General features: G+C 37.6%; 21 protein-coding genes and 2 pseudogenes. 19 read left to right on the forward strand and 4 right to left on the reverse strand.

Annotated elements, in window-relative coordinates; translation table 11 throughout:
- The first annotated feature begins 75 nt into the window (after positions 1-75).
- The 8 genes and pseudogenes from CIL03_RS08535 to CIL03_RS08570 all read left to right on the forward strand — a co-directional run bounded on the left by CIL03_RS08535 (position 76) and on the right by CIL03_RS08570 (position 9,373).
- Positions 76-552: a PAS domain-containing protein gene (locus tag CIL03_RS08535; protein ID WP_094885410.1), complete on the forward strand. Its 477-nt coding sequence runs from the start codon at positions 76-78 to the stop codon at positions 550-552.
- A gap of 1,060 nt (positions 553-1,612) precedes the next feature.
- Positions 1,613-2,449 (forward strand): annotated as a pseudogene (locus tag CIL03_RS08540) (reverse transcriptase domain-containing protein); the annotation flags it as partial.
- Positions 2,450-3,000: 551 nt separating this feature from the next.
- Complete coding sequence (gene ltrA, locus CIL03_RS08545) at positions 3,001-4,245, forward strand: group II intron reverse transcriptase/maturase (RefSeq protein ID WP_094885412.1); 1,245 nt, start codon at positions 3,001-3,003, stop codon at positions 4,243-4,245.
- A gap of 157 nt (positions 4,246-4,402) precedes the next feature.
- Positions 4,403-5,278, forward strand: coding sequence for a group II intron reverse transcriptase (locus tag CIL03_RS08550; RefSeq protein WP_240508029.1), 876 nt, complete (start codon positions 4,403-4,405; stop codon positions 5,276-5,278).
- A gap of 452 nt (positions 5,279-5,730) precedes the next feature.
- The gene (locus CIL03_RS08555) at positions 5,731-6,924 is read left to right on the forward strand and encodes an epoxide hydrolase family protein (protein WP_094885414.1); all 1,194 of its coding nucleotides are present in this window, start codon (positions 5,731-5,733) and stop codon (positions 6,922-6,924) included.
- Between the two features lie 272 nt (positions 6,925-7,196).
- Positions 7,197-8,090 carry a helix-turn-helix transcriptional regulator gene (locus CIL03_RS08560; protein ID WP_094885415.1) on the forward strand — a complete coding sequence of 298 codons (894 nt, stop codon included), beginning with the start codon at positions 7,197-7,199 and terminating at the stop codon, positions 8,088-8,090.
- A gap of 98 nt (positions 8,091-8,188) precedes the next feature.
- Positions 8,189-8,698 carry a MepB family protein gene (locus CIL03_RS08565; protein ID WP_094885416.1) on the forward strand — a complete coding sequence of 170 codons (510 nt, stop codon included), beginning with the start codon at positions 8,189-8,191 and terminating at the stop codon, positions 8,696-8,698.
- 247 nt (positions 8,699-8,945) lie between these two features.
- Positions 8,946-9,373, forward strand: a pseudogene (locus CIL03_RS08570) (NUDIX hydrolase).
- Positions 9,374-9,485: 112 nt separating this feature from the next.
- Here CIL03_RS08570 and CIL03_RS08575 read toward each other — a convergent pair.
- The 4 genes from CIL03_RS08575 to CIL03_RS20375 all read right to left on the reverse strand — a co-directional run bounded on the left by CIL03_RS08575 (position 9,486) and on the right by CIL03_RS20375 (position 11,463).
- Positions 9,486-9,701 (reverse strand): hypothetical protein, encoded by a 216-nt coding sequence (locus CIL03_RS08575; protein ID WP_133087819.1) that lies wholly within the window; start codon positions 9,699-9,701, stop codon positions 9,486-9,488.
- Positions 9,702-9,805: 104 nt separating this feature from the next.
- On the reverse strand, positions 9,806-10,081 hold the full coding sequence (locus tag CIL03_RS08580) for a 2TM domain-containing protein (RefSeq protein WP_094885418.1): 276 nt from the start codon (positions 10,079-10,081) through the stop codon (positions 9,806-9,808).
- Positions 10,078-10,860, reverse strand: coding sequence for a MerR family transcriptional regulator (locus tag CIL03_RS08585; RefSeq protein ID WP_094885419.1), 783 nt, complete (start codon positions 10,858-10,860; stop codon positions 10,078-10,080). Before CIL03_RS08585 ends, CIL03_RS08580 begins: the two co-directional genes overlap by 4 nt.
- Before the next feature lie 519 nt (positions 10,861-11,379).
- Positions 11,380-11,463, reverse strand: coding sequence for a putative holin-like toxin (locus CIL03_RS20375; protein WP_420855403.1), 84 nt, complete (start codon positions 11,461-11,463; stop codon positions 11,380-11,382).
- A 441-nt stretch (positions 11,464-11,904) separates the two neighbouring features.
- Between CIL03_RS20375 and CIL03_RS08590 the strand changes: the two genes are divergently transcribed.
- The 11 genes from CIL03_RS08590 (at position 11,905) to CIL03_RS08640 (ending at position 18,479) form a co-directional block, all read left to right on the forward strand.
- Complete coding sequence (locus tag CIL03_RS08590) at positions 11,905-12,132, forward strand: hypothetical protein (protein ID WP_094885420.1); 228 nt, start codon at positions 11,905-11,907, stop codon at positions 12,130-12,132.
- Positions 12,132-12,506, forward strand: a complete 375-nt coding sequence (locus CIL03_RS08595) for a hypothetical protein (protein ID WP_094885421.1) — start codon at positions 12,132-12,134, stop codon at positions 12,504-12,506. The genes CIL03_RS08590 and CIL03_RS08595 overlap by 1 nt, the downstream gene beginning before the upstream one ends.
- 117 nt (positions 12,507-12,623) lie before the next feature.
- Entirely contained in the window at positions 12,624-13,274 is a 651-nt protein-coding gene (gene radC, locus CIL03_RS08600; protein ID WP_094885422.1) for a RadC family protein, read from the forward strand.
- A complete protein-coding gene (locus tag CIL03_RS08605; RefSeq protein WP_094885423.1) occupies positions 13,274-13,552 on the forward strand; it encodes a hypothetical protein in 279 nt (92 codons plus the stop codon). The genes radC and CIL03_RS08605 overlap by 1 nt, the downstream gene beginning before the upstream one ends.
- Before the next feature lie 74 nt (positions 13,553-13,626).
- Positions 13,627-13,806, forward strand: a complete 180-nt coding sequence (locus tag CIL03_RS08610; RefSeq protein ID WP_094885424.1) for a hypothetical protein — start codon at positions 13,627-13,629, stop codon at positions 13,804-13,806.
- A gap of 23 nt (positions 13,807-13,829) precedes the next feature.
- Entirely contained in the window at positions 13,830-14,117 is a 288-nt protein-coding gene (locus CIL03_RS08615; RefSeq protein WP_094885425.1) for a hypothetical protein, read from the forward strand.
- A gap of 81 nt (positions 14,118-14,198) precedes the next feature.
- Positions 14,199-14,549 carry a DUF4257 domain-containing protein gene (locus CIL03_RS08620; protein WP_094885426.1) on the forward strand — a complete coding sequence of 117 codons (351 nt, stop codon included), beginning with the start codon at positions 14,199-14,201 and terminating at the stop codon, positions 14,547-14,549.
- Positions 14,550-14,628: 79 nt separating this feature from the next.
- Positions 14,629-14,814: a hypothetical protein gene (locus CIL03_RS08625; RefSeq protein WP_094885427.1), complete on the forward strand. Its 186-nt coding sequence runs from the start codon at positions 14,629-14,631 to the stop codon at positions 14,812-14,814.
- 108 nt (positions 14,815-14,922) lie between these two features.
- Positions 14,923-15,813: a DUF6744 family protein gene (locus CIL03_RS08630; RefSeq protein ID WP_133087820.1), complete on the forward strand. Its 891-nt coding sequence runs from the start codon at positions 14,923-14,925 to the stop codon at positions 15,811-15,813.
- Between the two features lie 15 nt (positions 15,814-15,828).
- A complete protein-coding gene (locus tag CIL03_RS08635) occupies positions 15,829-16,959 on the forward strand; it encodes an AAA family ATPase (RefSeq protein ID WP_094885429.1) in 1,131 nt (376 codons plus the stop codon).
- Between the two features lie 74 nt (positions 16,960-17,033).
- On the forward strand, positions 17,034-18,479 hold the full coding sequence (locus tag CIL03_RS08640) for a VWA domain-containing protein (protein ID WP_165767922.1): 1,446 nt from the start codon (positions 17,034-17,036) through the stop codon (positions 18,477-18,479).
- Positions 18,480-18,711: the final 232 nt, after the last annotated feature.

An 18,711-nucleotide genomic window follows, 5' to 3' on the forward strand; every position in this document is an offset into this window, starting at 1 on the left:
TAAGGAAGATGCATGCTGCAAATAACAAGGGGAGTCTAGTTTATATTATATTATCCTCATAAAGGAGTTTTGTAGATGTCTGAAGAAAAATTGTCAGATTTAATTAGTCCTGAAGCTGTGATTAATTTTGAGACTGGTGCAATTAAAGCAAGCACTTTGGATTCAATCATCAAACTTTTGCCATTTGAAATGGGCTTTTGCGATGCTAACGATATTTTCCGCTGGTATTCAAATAATCCAAATCGCGTGCATGCTCGCCGTAAAGAAGCGATAGGTCGCCCTGTGCTTGAGCTTCACCCAAAAGTGGCTCACTACGTTGAAAAATTGTTGAATGATTTCCGTTCAGGAACACGCGACGAATGGGAATTTTGGTTCCCAAAACGCTCTGGTGAATCTGGCCAAATTTACCAAAAATTCATGGCAGTACGTGATAAAAATGGAAAATACCTTGGCTGTATGGATGTGACCGTTAATATCGACCTTTTCCAAGGAAAGGAAGGTAAAAATACCCCTGAAACTATTGACGAATTTAAAGCTGTTAAGCCTAAATAATAAGAAAGTACCTTTCTCATTTGAGAAGCTGCTGAAAAACACATTGAATTCCCCAATTCAATGTGTTTTTCTTTATAAGACAAGAAAGTATAAAATTTTTGCTCTATAAAGCTATTAACTGAGTTGGCCACATCCAGCTCCAGCGCCCAGCGGCTAATAGACTGACCGATACCTTCGTACGATAAGTCAAGCACGATATCGCTTACGCTCATCGTGTTTCCTTTATCTCCTACGGCTTAGTCCAGTCCATACGCCGCTAAACGGGGCTTGCGCTTTTGTTCTTATAGGGGTCTCGTCACCTTTTTATCACTCAACCACGCTAAGCCTACTTTCCAATATTCCGTAAACGGGCGCGCGCGACAAGCTCCGCTATAAACGCTTCTAAGCGTGAAAAGCGGGGAATTCATTTATGAATTCTAACTTTACAACTAAGGATGGGAATGAAGGAACCATGTTTCCTAAAACCATCCCGTCAATACTCCTGCATGCGTCGTGGCTGACAGGTCACGGGGTTTGAAGTACAGGTGGATTCGGCAGAACGAAGGCTAGAGCCACTTTTAATAAGAAGGTATGCCAACGGATATGCCGCACGGCTGAAAAACTGGATATGGTGAGAATGGTTTCAGAGGAATGAAACTGACGAATAACCGAATATACAGGTCTAAAGTTTGAACATAGGGAAACTTATGTCCTATCCAACGATAGGGTGAGTGGTGTGCAGTAAAAATGCGCCCTATGAAACACGCTATACCGGACAAAGGCGGTATCCAGCTCACAGGCTTCCAGGGGAACACCTACGTTCAGTATAGATAGCTAGGTTGTAAGGGACTTGGAAAACAAGGAACGTTGAAACAAGGACTGTCATCCAAAACGTTTGCTATAAGGCTTATGCCGAAGGGCATTTATCCTTGCGAGGGTAGGGGTATGACTGATGAACCTCCTGTAACGGGAGTGGAGGAACAGCCCCAAGTCTAGCGAATTGAAAAGTTATTTTCCATATGTGCATTGCACCGGTCGGGTAGGAACGTGGGAACATCACTCCAATAGGAGGGATGCCACAGTGCAAGCTTTGCGATATTGGGATTACTACGATATGACGGAAACGTTTACGGATTTGTATGATAAAAGTTTGAAACAACAAGCTTTTTCACATCTCTATGGTGTTATCACATCAAGAGAAAATATCTTGCTTGCTTATCGTACTATCAAGTCCAACAAAGGGTCTAAGACACCTGGAACGGATAGAAAAACGATAAGCGATATAAAAAAATGGTCCGAAGAAAAACTCATGATGGAAATCCAAAACCAGCTAGAAAACTATTGTCCGAAAAAGGTTAGGCGAAAATGGATTGAAAAAGATAATGGAAAGTGGAGACCTCTTGGCATCCCTTGTATGTTAGATCGAATCATTCAACAATGTTTTAAACAGGTACTCGAACCGATTGCGGAAGCCCAGTTCTATAATCATAGTTATGGATTTAGACCATTACGTTCCGCGCATCACGCCATGGCAAGAATTCAATCTCTAATCAATCAAGCTCATTTTCATTTTGTGGTGGACATTGATATAAAGGGATTCTTTGACCATATTAACCATACATTGCTTATTAAGCAACTATGGAATATGGGAATCCAAGACCGAAAGGTACTAGCTTGTATTGGCAAAATGCTCAAAGCTGAAATAGATGGTGAAGGAACGCCATTTCAAGGTGTTCCACAGGGTGGACTGTTATCAACTTTACTTGCAAACATTGTGCTGAATGACCTCGACCAATGGGTTGCAGGACAGTGGGAGTTCTTCCCTCTCTCTAAATCTTTTCAATCCAGGACTGGTGAAACACTAGCCAAAAAGCGTACTAATCTGAAGGAAGGCTATCTCGTACGTTATGCAGATGACTGTGCGCCACGAAAGCAAACGAAGTATGCTTGATAAGTACGCCTTGGATGCTATGCTGCACTTAAGATGAGAGTAGGCCTCTCGCAATCGCTATACAGGTAGAGATTGCAAACCACCCTAAGGTGCTGTAGTCAAAAGCTATGGTATTGAGCGTTAGGGAAAAGGCAGAACCAGATTCTGTCAGGTATGTATTAAGGAGACGAAAACCATTGAACCGCTTAAGAAGTATCGAAAGCGTAGTGATGTCATCAAAACTGAGGGGGAGTCGTTAACTCAGGATAAGTTCGGAGGAAACCTGTTTATTGTCCGTTCGGTGACCGGTATAAAGGCGGCGTGAACTTAATGCAGGCTTTTGTGTGGAACGTGGGAACCTACGACATGGATGTTAAGGGAGAGATTTCAAGTGGAGATCCCATGAGAATCAGAGTACCAATGCCATGTATAGGGGCGGAATAACTCGTAGTAGCGATGAAACCTCCTAACGGAGATGGAGCAAAGGGGTTATGTTATTCAGTTTTATAAACAAGTCAACCAGCAAATGGGAGGAACTTATGAATAAAACAAAGCCATATGCAATATCTAAAAACATAGTATATGAAGCCTACCTTAAAGTAAAAGCAAACAAAGGGTCAGCAGGAATTGATGGGGAATCCCTCGAAGAATTCGAAGGGAACCTCAAAGATAATCTGTATAAAGTATGGAATCGAATGTCATCTGGGAGTTACTTTCCTCCAGCTGTTAAAGCCGTGGAAATACCGAAAAAAGCCGGAGGTACAAGAATACTAGGAATTCCAACGGTTGCGGATAGAATTGCACAAATGACAGTGAAATTATATTTTGAACCTTCGGTCGAACCGTCCTTTCATGTTGATTCCTATGGATACAGACCTATGAAAAGTGCTACTCAAGCGATAGAGACCACTCGAAAACGATGCTGGAAGTACAATTGGGTACTTGAATTCGATATAAAGGGATTATTTGATAATATCGATCACGATTTATTGATGAAAGCAGTAGAAAAGCATACGCAAATAGACTGGGTAAAGTTATACATTAAGAGATGGTTGAAAGCACCCTTTCAAACAAAAGAAGGAAGAATAGAACGCACATCAGGGACACCGCAAGGTGGTGTAATTAGCCCGGTATTAGCGAATTTATTTCTTCATTATACATTTGATAAATGGATGGCTATTCATCACCAAAACAATCCGTTCGCTAGGTATGCAGATGACGCAGTCATCCACTGCAAGACAGAGGAAGAAGCAAAGAGAATGCTTGAATTTCTAGATAAAAGAATGAGAGAATGTAAGCTTGAACTACATCCAGATAAAACGAAAATTGTGTATTGTAAGGATGCAGATAGAAAAGAAGAGCATGAAAATATCTCATTTGATTTTCTAGGCTATACATTCAGACCACGACTGTCAAAGAATAGGTGGGGAAAACATTTTGTGAATTTCACTCCTGCCATCAGCAATAAATCGAAGAAATCAATTCGGCAAAAAGTGAGAGACTGGAAACTACAATTGAAAGCGGAAAAAGATCTCAATGATCTATCAAATATGTTTAATCCCGTAATTCAAGGGTGGATTAATTACTATGGTAAGTTCTATAAATCCGAAATGTACTCTGCCTTAAGGCATATTAATAAAGCCTTAATTATGTGGGCAAGAAAGAAATATAAGAGATTAGCTAGACATAAGAAAAGGGCAGAACATTTTATGGGTAGAATTGCGAAACAAAACCCCAGACTTTTTAAACATTGGGAATTAGGTATCAAGCCTACGGCTGAATAATGGGAGCCGGATGAATCGAGAGGTTCACGTCCGGTTCTGAGAGGGGCTACTGGGGAGGTTCCAGTGGTCTACTTGCCTTAAAATCTTATGTAAGGATGGAAAAACAGCTCAAAAATGGTATCATGCCGTGAGGCTATTTCTCAAGGACCGTTTGGGGTTGGACATTTCGCCTGAAAAATCACAGATAGTGAATTTGCGAAAGAGAGAATCTGAATTTCTTGGATTCACCATCCGGGCTGACATAAAGGGTAAAAAACGTGTTGCACGCACCGGCATTAAAGCGAGTAAAAAACGCAAAATGAAAGAAGAGGCAAAGAAACTAATTCAAAGAATTAGGACCTCTCCCTCGGCAATGAATGCGTTGCTTTTCAATAGTTTTGTTTTGGGAATTCATCAATATTTCAAAAGGGCTACCAAGGTTAATCTCGAGTTTTCACGTCTTGCCTATGATCTTGGTGCGTTCATCTACAATCATCTTAGACCAGTAGGAAAATATGGTCATCCGGCTAATCCGCCACCAACTTATAAAAAGATGTATGTTAATAGATTTAAAACATTTCAAATCGCTGGTGTATATCTATTTCCACTTGCGGATGTAAAAACGGTGAATGCCTTCGGGTTTACTCCAAAAATGACGCCCTTCACGGAAGAAGGAAGGAACATAATACACAAAAAGTTGCGCTCAGATATCCAAAGTGAAATAGGCTTACTCATGAAATCAACACTTCCAAACCGAAGTATTGAATACATGGATAACCGAATCAGCAGGTACAGCATGAAGATGGGAAAATGTGAAATCACAGGCGTGGAATTGCCTGCGACCGATGTTCATTGTCACCACTATGTACCAATAAGTCTTGGCGGAAATGACCGATTTGACAACCTTCGTATCCTACACAGAGGGATACACAAGTTAATTCATTCCACTAATAAAAAGACGATTGATGGACTTATACAAGGGTTTCAGCTTACTGGAGACATGATAAATAAAGTCAATCGTTTCCGTAGGAAATGTGAGCTTGAAACGATTTGAAAATCCCAAACATGAAGTAACGAGGAACTTATAACTCAGTATATTTTGTTAGATGGAACGCGGAGTGCGGGGAAACCTGCACGCTCCGTGTGGAGCAGGGGAAAAGCTGGAGATGACCTCAAAGGCTTACCTATTGCAAACCATTCTGGAATAAGAATTGGAGCTCAACATTGACTGTTGAAGGCTCAGATAGTTTAAGAACTTATAGTGAAAAACACTCTTATTGTTCAAGTAGGTTTAGAGGCTTTTGAGGAAATGCTCTTTTCTTGTCAGACGTTTACTTAACAAGTTTTCTTAAAGGTTTTTATCGATTTTCTAATAAAAGGACAAAAAACGACCGTTTTATATACTTGATTAATTTATTATTTAAAATTTTCTAATCCTGACATACAAGATGTCAGGATTAATGTTTTATTATATGATTATTCCAATATAGGAAGGTGTTTTTTTATATGAGTAATTTTAATAACGAACAAGCAAAGTACACTTTAAAGCAAGCATCTGATTCCATTCAACCATTCCGAATCGAGGTTTCAAAAGTCGATCTTGATGATTTAAAAGAACGGTTAGGCCGCATCCGTTGGCCGGAAGAACTTGCGGGAACCGGATGGGAGCGTGGTATTCCAAAAAGTTATTTGAAGGAACTGGCGGATTATTGGAAAAAAAGCTATAATTGGCGTAGACATGAAGCAAGACTCAATGAATTCCCCCAGTTTATAACGAAAATTAGCGGGCAAAACATTCACTTTCTTCATATTAAGTCGCCCGAACCTGATGCAACTCCGTTGATGCTCATTCACGGTTGGCCAGGATCATTTGTTGAGTTCCTAGATGTTATCGATCTCTTAACCAATCCTAGGTCCCATGGCGGACAAGCTGCGGATGCATTCCACCTTGTTATTCCATCAATACCGGGCTTTGGTTATTCCATACCATTGAGTGAGCCAGGTTGGACTCCTAGCCGTATGGCGAATGCTTTTATTCATTTAATGGATGGGCTTGGTTATCAAAAGTTCGGGGTACATGGCGGTGACACAGGTGCTTTTATTGCTCCCGAAATGGGGCATCTTGTTCCGGAGCGAATCATGGGGCTACACCTAAATGCTTTACTTACCTTTCCATCAGGTGAAGAAGGTGAGCTGGATAATTTAACGGAAGATGAACAAACACGAATGACAAGGTTAGAAACGTTTAATGATGGTTATTTGCAAATTCAGTCCAAAAGCCCCCAAACCTTAGCTTATGGACTACATGATTCTCCAATCGGTCAACTCGCCTGGATTGTCGAGATATTCAAAAAATGGACGGATCCAATGGATGGTTTGCCCGAGGAATCAATTGACCGCGACTGTATGCTGACGAATGTTAGCCTATTCTGGTTTACCGGAACGGCCGGTTCATCAGCCCAGGTTTATTATGAGTCCATGCATGACGAATCAGCTTGGATACCAAAAGGTCGTGGTATAGTTCCGACTGGTGTGTTGTTATCCCTTTCTCACGATACAGCCATCAGGCGCTTAGCGGAAAAAGATCATAACATTGTGTATTGGAAGGAATATGAACAAGGCGGACATTTCTTTGCATTTGAACAACCTAAACTTTTCACTGAAGACTTACGTATGTTTTTCCGTCAGCTCCAACCATAATACTCACTCGTTTTTTAGATAAGTTGGCTTGCTTTTTATCCAATTCAAGGCATGTATTTTCCTGCTTGATAATCACAAAAATGAAAAATTAATTAAGGTGCCTCCATGCTTGAGCTTTATTTAACAAGGTGCCATTCTATAATTAGCGGAATTGACAACCCTTGAGAATACAGTTGTTGATAATATCTCTATGTAGAAAAAAGATTATTATTAAGGATATCCCCTACGAACTGAGGTAGTTAGAAAAGATTATTAGTATGAGGTGGAAAAAAATGAGACTTGATCGTCTGCTCGGTATTACAATAGAATTGTTAACGAAAAAACGAGTAACGGCTACAGAACTTGCTTCTAGGTTTGAGGTCTCTGTTCGTACAATCTATCGTGATATTGAATTGATTAACCAAGCTGGTATACCAGTTACTTCATTCTCTGGAACAGATGGCGGTTATGAGATAATGGACGGTTTTTTCTTGACAAAGCAGCATTTTTCTATCGATGACTTTTCTGTAATCTATAATCTTTTAAAGAGTGCAGACGGTGCCATCGGCGGCCAACAGTTCATATCTTTAATCAATAAGATAAGTTCCTTACAACCCTCTCTGTCAAATGCAGAGCGCCAGGATAAAATTATTTTCGATTTAAGCGCATCAGAAGAAGAGAAAGAAATTATTCGTATTATAATGGAAGCCATCGATCAATCGAAAAGGATTGCTCTTACCTATACAAATGCTACTGGTCAAATATCAGAAAGAAAGATAGAACCATTGAATCTTTTATGGGAGAGAGGAATTTGGTACCTAGATGGTTACTGTTTATCACGAAAAGATAAGCGCTATTTTCGTGTTTCAAGGATGTCTAATCTAAAAGTGTTAGAAGAACAATTTTATTTAAGAGCAGATTACAAGCGTCCTGTTGTTCGGGAACAAGGAACAAACGTCCATCTTCGCTTTGACTTAAGTGCACAAGAAAGAGTGCTTGAGCAATTCCCTGTAGAATTCACACATCACGGAGATTTTATTGATGTAAAGACAATTTTTTATTCAAGAGATTATGCGATCTCCGTCATTTTAAGCTATGGAAAAAATATAAAAATCATTTCGCCCGATGACCTGAAAGATGATTTGATTCAAACGATCAATGATATTCAAAAAGTCTATTTTGGTTGAATACCTGACAAACATGAATCTTCAACAATCGGGCGCAGTTGTTGAAGATACAGTGTGCCTGAATCGGACCATTAGTTGAAGGTTTTAGGAGTGAAGAAATGAGTAACTTTTATACAGCATTAACTTATGTAAATAAAATGATTTATGAGCCGAATCACTTAACTGTAAAGTCGATTCAGGAAGAAAAGCAAAATTCTAAGTATGGTGCGGGTACATTTGAATTACCTTCTAGAACAGTTCGATTCAGAGTTGCGAATATAACCCCTACCAAAGTAGGGCAGTTTGTTGCATTTTGGGAAAAAGATGAAAATAATAAAAATCAACCCTATTCATATGAGGAAGCACCTGATTTATTAGTTATAACTACCTTTAAAAATGAAAATGAGTTTGGGCAATTTATTTTTCCAAAAGAAATTCTTTTCAAGCAGAACATTCTTAGATCCAGTTCAACAAAGGGTAAAATGGCAATTAGAGTTTATCCTAGCTGGGATAGTCCGACTAGTATACAAGCAATTAAAACTCAAAAATCGCAGTTGCCCTATTTTGTTGATATGAGTAATCCGAATAAACTACCCATAGAAAAAATAATAGAACTGTATTCTTTGTAATCCTCTGCAAACGGACGCGATAATGGAGCAAGAACCAGCGCCCTTATTACGTATAAGGGCCATATTGTTGCACAACACCTACATTCTAGCTTAAGCCTTGGAATAGATTGTGAAGTTTCCACTTAAAGTAAGATTTATTTAACCCAAGAAGGATTTTACTAGGGGTTGGTGAATCTAATACATGAGGAGGTGATATTAAGTGAAATATGAACCACCAAAACATGCTGTTTCAGTTTCTGCTTTAGTAATGAACGAAAAAAATGAGGTTTTATTACTTAGGACTCACTGGCGTTCAGATACTTGGGAAATGCCCGGGGGAAATGTTGAAGTAGGTGAGCCGTTAGACAAGGCGGTTTGCAGAGAATTTTTAGAGGAGACGGGGATTGTAATTCGCCCTGTAGGTATAACGGGTGTCTATTATAATGCGACGAAGTATAACCTATCGGTAGTTTTTAAAGCCGAATATGTTAGTGGGGAAATAAAAATTCAACCGGAAGAAATAAAAGAAGCCAGATATATAGAAATAAACAACTCTAACATAGATCAATATATAACCCGCCCACAACAAAATCTCGGACGCTTGATGCAATGAAATCAAAGTTTTTTATTCCCTATGAAACATGGGAGGTAAACCCGGGTTATAACTTATTGTCTAGGTTATACAAAGAAATATAAGGTTTTGTAAGAAAGAAGGGGAGTTTGAGTTTATTTCATTATCGGGCGCGAATCTTTAATAAGGATTCGCGCCAATATTGCACCATTGGGCGATTGTGTAACAAGAAATCAGTTATTTTTTCCATTTTACTGTCATTCGGTTGATAAAACGGTCAAGCTTTTCTAAATCTTTTTTACCTTCTGTAAATACATAAATAATGGCAATAATAATTATAATTTGAAATGTATCAAATTCCCCTGTTTTTACATAGACAAATATACCAAGTGTTAAAAGCCATAAATCGCTTAGTAACCAAAGTAAAATAAGATACCTACTCAATTTCTTCATATTGAATATGTACCTAAATAGTAATGAACCAATAATGCTACCCCAAAAAATGATTTCTCCAACAATAAAAAAATACCATTTGTAATCAACAATAAAATCGCTTATCATTCGTTGTTCTCATTTTCAATTTTACTTTTAATAATAAGCACGTAAAATCCTTGGCATATAAGAAAGGCAAGCCATATGGCTGTAATAAATATTCCTGTCCCTTCATGGTAAAACCATATATTGCCATTTAAGATAGACTTTTTGATACCAGAAAAAAATTGTGGGGTAGATTCCATCCGTATCAATACATTAATAATGATGTGAACTATTATAAATAATGTTAAATGTTTAAAAAAATCCTTGTGATTGCCCATTTCTTTAGCTAAACTCATGATTTGTCAATCTCCTCTTGATTTAAGTGATCCAAAATTTTGTCAATATAGTTGATTAGCTTTTCATCCAAACCGAAGATAACTTGGTTATTTTTGTTGACTGAATCAATAAAGTTAAAATATTTTTCTTGTAGTTTTACATCTCCTTTGAACCAACTTGTTATACACTGTCTCCATTTTTTTGCAAGTTCTTGTGCGATAGGCGAATTTGGGGGAACATGCATATTTTCACGGGTTTCCTTGACAAGTTTAAGGGTGTTATGTATCCGAGCGTCATCGCTTCCTATTAAGGGCAGTTGTTCAAGAATTTTTACTTCATCTTCAGTAAATATATCGGATGGAAAAGTTGCTGGTATTTCACCATCAATAAAATAGGATCCTTCGATTCTTTTTATCAATTCAATGATATGCTCTTCATTATAGTTACCTGACATTTCAATTGTTTGGGACATACTTCTTAAAATAAATTGCTTTCTCTTTAATTCATCTATCTTCTTTGAGGCACAATTTATTTGTTCATTTAATGATTGCTGCCAAGCATCATCAGCATCTTTATGAGGTGTTTCACCTTTGTCAAGTAATGCTTTAATTTGATCTAATGAATAATCCATTGATTTTAAAGCAAGAATGGTTTGGAGCTTTATTAAGCCCTGCTTATCGTAAAAACGATATCCATTCTCTTTGACAGTGGTTGGTTTCAACAGATTAATCTGGTCGTAATAATGCAATGTTCTTCTGCTGATATTTACTTTATTTATGATGTCTCCGATTGTATAAATTTAAAACAACTCCTTGTCTGTCATTCTTAATACTACCTATTATTAATAACATATACGTTAACGTGAATGTCAAAAGGAATTAAAACTTTTTGCTAAAATTGAAATGGGTTAAATAATTCGCTATCTTCAATTATCGGGCGCGATTGCAGAAGATCATAGCCAGAAAAACTTTACATCTGTTCACAAGAGAAGAATACGTTTTGATCGATCTATTTTCAAAATGGATTCTTTTCATTTGCCCAAAATGTAGCTTTGCGGTGTTCATTTGATCAATCTTTATTTCAAGGTTACCACCAGAAGGTTAGGGGCGACTATTTAAATTAGATTATTAACTGTAATGGAATTGACTTATAAAGGTGTACAGAAAGCCGATTCGTGGTATAATAATTATAGAAATTCATACAATATTAAAAACCGTCCCATGCTGGTAACATGGAACGGTACAATAGACCAACCCCATCAAGAGGGGGAAGGTACGCAAGATTAATCCCTCACGTCCCGACTAAAGCGCATGAGGGATTATTTTTCATTTTTTTCGGACATGACAAACGCAATTAACATGCCGAATGATATCATCAGCGTTAACACATCTTTCATATCCATAGGCAGCACCTCCTCCCATGGGAAATATCCCAGAAGGTAACCGGTGCACCTAACCCCTCATGCGAAGCCAGTCTATTGTTAATTTTATAATAACATATTTGCCTAAATAATAGTTTGACAAATGGAAATTATATGGTTATTATAAAAATATAATTATTTAGTTGTGGATTCACTTTTTGTGAAAGTCGTCATGCCTTCAATTTTAGAAGGAGATTCGGCAAAAAGGTTAAGAACATTGTTCATGTACTCCAATGTATCCACTTGATTATTCATAGGAGAAGTTGAACCGGCGGGTATACTGCCAAAATGAAAATAGGATATATTATTAAGATTGTATAGCTCAGGCTATGCATTTTTAATGGTTAATAAAAAGCTGATTGATTCCTTAACGGAGTTAATCGGCTTTTTTATTTTATAAAAAATATCTAAAGGAGGATTCAGATGCTTAAGAAGAAAAAGAAGGTGTTCATCGCTTATACGGATGAACAAAAAAAGAACCAATTTTTGGTGAGAAAGGGAGAACGATTCTTTCATCTTAGTAGCCAAAAGGAAATTAGGAAGCTAAGTTTGAAAGAAGCTTATTTAATCTTCCTGATGATCACAGCCAAAGAATTGGAATTTCGTGGCACGGGTTCTTTTGTGAAAATGGGGAAAGGTGGGATTAAATAATGGGTGTAGCAACACAACTTCAAGCTAATGAAGTAGATAGTTATGAGGAAGCAATTCAGCTGGCCAATGAAATTAATCGACTGGAAGCTGCGCTTAAACAAATGAAAGATGAATTAAAAACCTTTGTAAAAGACTATGGTGCTGTGGACACTGGAGAAGAGGTTTGGAATTTCTATGAATCTATTTCCTGGAAATTTAGTAATGCGGAACTAAAAGAGATAGCTCGTGAAATGGCATTGGATGGTGTAGATCCATGGAGTATGTTTAGCATTTCCAAATCCAACATTAATAAATTGGGCTGGGAAGAACAGAGGCTGTCCCAACTGGGCACAAAAAAAGTGACGCAAAGATTTACGTCACGTAAAAAGAAGTAGTTAAAATTAAGTTACTAGTATTATACAAAAAATAAAGCCTTCCATCAAGGCATGATAATCAGATGGCACGCAAGCCTGGTGCCATCTGGTACCTGTCTTGCGTGGAAAGGAGATAAAATGAATGCAATAGAAAAAGCAAGAGAAGCTGTTACAACTTATGACTCCATCGGTGATCACGGTTTAGTTAGTAACCATGATGTATTGTCAGTGATTCTCGGGCCATCTGCCAATACCGATATTGTTCAGAAGCTAAGTGATTATCCGCTTAATAATTTGGTTGATATGACAATAGAAGAGATAAAAGGAGAAGGTTTAACGCATAATCAGGCGTTGACTCTACATGCTGCATTTTTACTTAGTAAAAGGTGTCGAACGGGGGATAAAAATCATAAGTATACCATACGTTCACCGGAGGATGCTGCAGACTACATGATGGAAGAAATGCGACATCTGAAACAAGAGCATTTTGTTGCCGTATATCTCGATACAAAGAATCAAGTTATTCATAAAAAGATAGTCTTTATTGGCAGTCTGAATGCTTCGATTGTTCATCCGAGGGAGTTATTCCGTGAAGCGGTCAAACGTTCAGCAGCCTCAATCATCGCACTGCACAACCATCCGAGTGGATCGCCAACTCCATCGCAGGAGGATATTCATGTTACCCGTCGGTTGGTGGAATCGGGGAAGATGATTGGTATAGAGATTCTGGATCACATTATAATTGGTGATCGGAAATTTGTCAGTCTAAAAGAGAAGGGGTATTTATAATGCCCCAAAATTACAATAAATGTATTTTATTTATTGAGGAGTTCGATAACCACAAATCAATTTGGGTTCGATTACGTGCAAAGCATGTAACAATTGAATCAAGAGGTCCTATGTGTCAACTTGATGCGGAGGGATATATTGATCGATTGATTGAAAAGTATCAGTTAAAGGATGAGGTGACCATCGTTAATAAGTGCTTTGGTCTTGATGGGAAGTTAGAGATTGAATTAAAGGATACGGTCAAAGGTTATTTACATTTGAAAAATAAAAATAGGTAGTTTAGAAAGTACTCTGAAAAGCGGGAAGTTGGAAGCTTATTGGAGTACTTTTTTGCTAATAAGGAGTGTTAAAAATGAATGGAAAAATTTCATGCGGGCTGTGTCTGAGTTCCATAGATTGTGATGATGCTCTGTTCGATGAGCAGGCTGAAGTTTATTTTTGTGACTTAGGGTGCTTTGAGGATTGGGCAGATGATCATTTTGAAGACATTTTAACGCAATATAAGGAATTACATCTCTACCCGGTTGGTTAAAAAATGAAAGGGTGCGATTATAAATGATAAAAGAAATAATAATTGTAGCTACACCAGGTATTGATTTATACCTCCAAAATAACATCCTTACAGCTGATGATATGGAAAGTTTGATCAGAGCAGCGATAAAACATGAAGATAAAAGCTACTTTTTTGCGTTCAAAAAGAACCGCCTAAAAACGACTGTTACAGATGGAAACAACAATATTCTTGATGAATTGCTGGTGATGATACCGGAACAAATCTGGATTATAATTGACAAATCGAAAGAAACAATTACTTGTACGGTAATGCTGCCAGAAGAATATTAAGCATGTTTAAAAAAAGAGAATGATTTTACTTGAAATGACGGTGAAGAGAATTGCTCTTTACCATCTTAAGGGGTGAAGACGTTGCTTGTTGAGTTATGTATAACAATCATGATTGGCATCCTTATGGGGTTGCTGACACACACGAAAAGTAACAAGCATATCAAAAAGCCAAAGATAAATAAAACATCTTGGAATCCCGGTTTCTTATTGGACTGTGCCTTTGGTTCAATTGCTGCACTAGTGGGAGTTATTGTGGCTGGACCAGTTGAAATAGAAAGGCTAGTTCTGATTGCCATATTGGCGGGCTATGCAGGAGAAGGACTGATAAGGAAAATGTCTGATGCGAATTTGGAGGCGAATGAGAGAATAAACAGAAAGATAAAAGCAGATTTAACGAAGGAAATTAAGATAGACGAACTTAAAGAAAAATAAATGTACAAGCATGACCATCACTTGTTGCTTATAAAATATTAATATAATGACTAATATACGGGAATTGGAGGTTGTTCCAATGAAGACACCCATACTAAAAGATATTCTAACTCCTGAAGAATTTTCCGAAGTCGATGATTTAAGGTTAGAATTACTTCAATCGGCAACCAAGTGGGAAAGGGATTACTACAAATCGGAAATATATAAAATTTTTGATCAGGCTATATTACGCTATTGCAAGGAATATTTAGCATCTTCTAATTAGTTAGGTCATGGAAAAGATTTAATATCCATTTGGGTATGTACATGAAATGAGGCAGGGTAGCTTACCTTGTCTTTTTTTCATGAAATTCAAAGAAGGGAAATGAGCTATATGATGAATATACAAGACCTCACTGCAGTTAATAAGGGGAAAACAGAATCGTTTCTTGGTCATTTAACATGGTACAGCGTGGGAAAGCAATTGGTTCAGACAAAAGAGTTGGAACTGAAATTGAATGATGCTGGACTGGATCAGGTTTGGATGCCAAAACCCATTCGTTCGGCAGATGCGTTCCGACGTGCTACAAAAGAAATTGAACAGCGAAAGGCAACTTCAAATCCAAGTGTGTTTGAAAATGTTCTAATTCGTGAGGTGTACTCTGATAAGGGTATGGTACAACGAAATATAGTTATCGAAACAGTTGATCAAAATGGTAAACGTTTATCCTACGAATCGAAGGCGGGTATTATCACGCTGGACAAAGAGAAAAGCACTATGAGCTTAGATGCAGATAAGCCCATTATCAGAGAGCTTTACCAAGAGGCTGAGAGAAAGTTTGTTATTTATAAAAACCATTATTCAGCCCAGCAATTACGTATAATGGTGAGCAAGTTATTACAATCATTTGCTCCAACTCCAGTACGAAAAAGTGGAGGCATTTATTTTGTTCCGGCTGTAATGAATATCGAGCTGTCAAAGCTTGTTCACTTTATTATGTCATTGGAGAATAGTGAGGCTTATAAAATTCCTGTTATTGATAATACAAGTAACCGTAATATGGTGAATAATAAGCTTCTGGAGCATCTAAACACCGTGTTAGATGGATGTGAAAACAGTGATGATTTAAATAAAGGAAAAGTAAAAGTATTGATTGAAGAAGCAAATGGAATTATTAAAAACTACCGCAATTATAAGTCAATCCTTAATGAAGAATCACAACAAATGGAACAAGCTATTTTTGCGATTCGAAGTGAGATTGCTAGAATGATGGCGGAAATGTAAGGGAGGATTATATATATGTCTGATAATATGAAAAAGCTGAAGCAAATAAAAGAGGCATTAAATAACAAATACATGGAACGTGAAAGCCAAATCGAGGGGATATTAGTAGCATTGTTGTCAAGGCAGCATTTGTTATTGATTGGCCCGCCAGGTACTGCAAAAAGTGCTTTGTCGATGGAACTGTCCCAAATGATAGATGAGTCCAAATATTTTCAATGGTTATTAACGAAATACACCACACCGGATGAGGTGTTTGGCGGTATTATGTTAAAAGATATGGAACATGGTATATACAAACATAATACGGAAAATAAAATGGCTGAAGCCCATCTTGTGTTTCTTGACGAGATATTCAAGGGGAGTTCTGAAATCCTCAACTCCTTGTTAAAAGCAATCAATGAAAGAACTTTTGAAAATGGTACAGAGGAAGTGGACATGCCTCTTATGACGTTGGTTGGAGCGAGTAACGAATACCCTGAAGAAGATGCGGGCTTGAATGCCTTGTTTGACCGTTTTATGTTGCGGTTTGAAGTTGATACGATCAAGAGTCGGGATAACCTAATTGCGATGATGAAAGGAACAAGACATTTACAGCAAATGCCCAAAATTTCCTTGGAGGAATTGGAAAACCTTCAATTTCTCTGTGAGATGGTAGATATTCCAGATGAAATCTATGAAAAGATGGCTGATATTTGGCAGGAACTGCGGGATGAAGGTATCGTACCTTCGGATCGGAGATTGCAGCGTTCTTATTCCATATTACAGGCAAAAGCCTTGATTGAGCAGCGGCAGATAGTCGAAATAAAAGACATTCTATTCCTAGAGCACGTGCTTTGGGAAGATGTAGAGCAAAAGGTGCAGGTCTCTGACATTATCCGAAGACATGCACAAGATGTTGTTTCTCGTATGCTCGAAGCGGTTAATGAAGAAGCCGATGATATTATGAAAGGATTAAATAAGAGCGATTCTACTAGCTATGTATTGGAAGCGACTCAAAAGATAAAATCACTCTCCAAGGAACTGAAAGAAACAAAAACAAAATATCCAGTTAGAAGCAGGGATATTGAAATAGTAAGTGAACGGTTAAAAAGGGATTTGGGGATACTGACCAATTCCGTATTGGAACCTATTGAAGAACCGGTATAGTTAGAATAAAAAAAGAAGAAGTGTTGAAGGGCTTTCCTTTGGCACTTCTTTTACTTTTATATGGAGGGATGAAAATGAGTGAAATTAAAAGAGATATAAATGAATCTGTGATAAATACGGATAAATTTGACCGACGCAGATTTCAAAAGTTGTTTAGTATGTCCAAGGGGCTACAGGATTTAAATCAATTTGAAAAACCATTCCCGACCTTTGAAGGGCTTCTTGCAGATATCTGGGGTTCATTATATAAGATGGACCCGAAATTAATTGACCAAAAGAAGGTCAGCCAAGAATTACGGACGAATCATACATTCATGCAACGGATCATGAATGATGAGAATTTTGAACAATACCGGGAATATACACGTTTGGATGATTTATCTTCAGCTATTGGAACAGTCAAGTTCGGCAAGAAAACACATGAGTGGTTACAGGAACAAAGAGAAGCCAATGAAGAACTGAACCAGCAGCTAAAAGATATTGAGCGGATGCAGAACCAATTGGAACATCAACAGCGTACACAAGGTCTCGGAAATGAGAATCAAAATTTAAAAGATGATTTACAGAAAGCCATGGAGAACCTACATGAACAGGTAGAGCGGGTTTTAAAAGATAATCAGACTGGATTTTCAAAGTCATTGCAACAGGCTATGAAAGATACTCAAGACACTAAGAATTCAGTGAAATCACTAATGGGAGGTACAAATGGAGGAAATGCTGAAGCTGAACTCAAAAAAATACCTCTTCGTAATCAATTGGAACTGGCAGATAAAATATCCGAAAGCAGCCATATGAAGGAGATTGCAGAATGGGCTGGAAGATTTAAGCAAATTGCTCGTAAAAAGCAGAAATCCAAATTCAATCATGCAACCACAAGAAGTGGCATAACCTTCGGTAATGATTTGGGTAGGATATTGCCGTCTGAATTGGGCTTATACAAGAACGAAACAACTAGGATTGAGTTTAAAAGACGTTTTGCAAAACAAAAAGTACGTCAATTTGATTTCAAAGGGAAAGAAACATTGGGGAAGGGTCCGATTATTCTTTGTTTAGATCAATCAGGCAGTATGAATAAATTGGATACTCAATCCAAAGGTTTTGCATTAGCATTGATGAGTATTGCCAAAAGGCAAAAACGCGACTTTGCCTTAATACCATTTTCCTCAAGGGCACATAAATATGTTTATGAAAAAGGAAAGATTGATGCAAAAGCGATGGTAGCTCTTTGTGAAAGATTTATTGGTGGAGGAACTAATTTTCAAGCCCCTTTAGAAAAAGCCGTGGAAATTGTGAGTGAAAGTAGTTTTAAGAGAGCAGATATTGTATTTGTGACAGATGGAGAAGCTAGTATAACGAAAAATTTCATAAATGATTTTGAGAAGCAAAAACAAAGAACAGAATTCAATGTGTTATCGCTTATAATTGGATATCGATGTGATACCGTCAAAGCTTTTTCTGAAAAAGTAGTACAAATACAAGATTTTAATGATGAAGGTAGTTTTACAGCTTTTGAGATATAAAATCTAAACTGATGAACAAATTGCGAAAATATTGGAATTGCACCTAAAAAATAATATCGGTGGAAAAAGCTTGCTGATTATCAAACGGAAATACCCTACTCAAACGAGCAGTAGGGTATGAAATTGAGGAAGTTAAAACTGAAGATACGTACGATAAAAAGGAAAAGAATTGATGAAAAAACAATAAAACATGTTCCCGCTAATTTAACCGCATATATGGTTAAAAAATCGC

Origin of the sequence: Virgibacillus indicus (genome assembly GCF_002266285.1) — a bacterium.
GTDB classification, from domain to species: Bacteria; Bacillota; Bacilli; order Bacillales; family Amphibacillaceae; genus Virgibacillus_K; species Virgibacillus_K indicus.

Bases quoted from the DNA above. Each gene is read 5' to 3' on its own strand.
- CIL03_RS08555 (WP_094885414.1), top strand. From the start codon at position 5,731: ATGAGTAATTTTAATAACGAACAAGCAAAGTACACTTTAAAGCAAGCA.
- CIL03_RS08565 (WP_094885416.1), top strand. From the start codon at position 8,189: ATGAGTAACTTTTATACAGCATTAACTTATGTAAATAAAATGATTTAT.
- CIL03_RS08580 (WP_094885418.1), bottom strand. From the start codon at position 10,081: ATGAGTTTAGCTAAAGAAATGGGCAATCACAAGGATTTTTTTAAACAT.
- CIL03_RS08630 (WP_133087820.1), top strand. From the start codon at position 14,923: ATGATGAATATACAAGACCTCACTGCAGTTAATAAGGGGAAAACAGAA.
- CIL03_RS08605 (WP_094885423.1), top strand. From the start codon at position 13,274: ATGCCCCAAAATTACAATAAATGTATTTTATTTATTGAGGAGTTCGAT.
- CIL03_RS20375 (WP_420855403.1), bottom strand. From the start codon at position 11,463: ATGGATATGAAAGATGTGTTAACGCTGATGATATCATTCGGCATGTTA.
- CIL03_RS08635 (WP_094885429.1), top strand. From the start codon at position 15,829: ATGTCTGATAATATGAAAAAGCTGAAGCAAATAAAAGAGGCATTAAAT.
- CIL03_RS08535 (WP_094885410.1), top strand. From the start codon at position 76: ATGTCTGAAGAAAAATTGTCAGATTTAATTAGTCCTGAAGCTGTGATT.
- CIL03_RS08610 (WP_094885424.1), top strand. From the start codon at position 13,627: ATGAATGGAAAAATTTCATGCGGGCTGTGTCTGAGTTCCATAGATTGT.
- CIL03_RS08560 (WP_094885415.1), top strand. From the start codon at position 7,197: ATGAGACTTGATCGTCTGCTCGGTATTACAATAGAATTGTTAACGAAA.
- radC (WP_094885422.1), top strand. From the start codon at position 12,624: ATGAATGCAATAGAAAAAGCAAGAGAAGCTGTTACAACTTATGACTCC.
- CIL03_RS08615 (WP_094885425.1), top strand. From the start codon at position 13,830: ATGATAAAAGAAATAATAATTGTAGCTACACCAGGTATTGATTTATAC.
- CIL03_RS08640 (WP_165767922.1), top strand. From the start codon at position 17,034: ATGAGTGAAATTAAAAGAGATATAAATGAATCTGTGATAAATACGGAT.
- CIL03_RS08625 (WP_094885427.1), top strand. From the start codon at position 14,629: ATGAAGACACCCATACTAAAAGATATTCTAACTCCTGAAGAATTTTCC.
- CIL03_RS08590 (WP_094885420.1), top strand. From the start codon at position 11,905: ATGCTTAAGAAGAAAAAGAAGGTGTTCATCGCTTATACGGATGAACAA.
- CIL03_RS08575 (WP_133087819.1), bottom strand. From the start codon at position 9,701: ATGAAGAAATTGAGTAGGTATCTTATTTTACTTTGGTTACTAAGCGAT.
- ltrA (WP_094885412.1), top strand. From the start codon at position 3,001: ATGAATAAAACAAAGCCATATGCAATATCTAAAAACATAGTATATGAA.
- CIL03_RS08595 (WP_094885421.1), top strand. From the start codon at position 12,132: ATGGGTGTAGCAACACAACTTCAAGCTAATGAAGTAGATAGTTATGAG.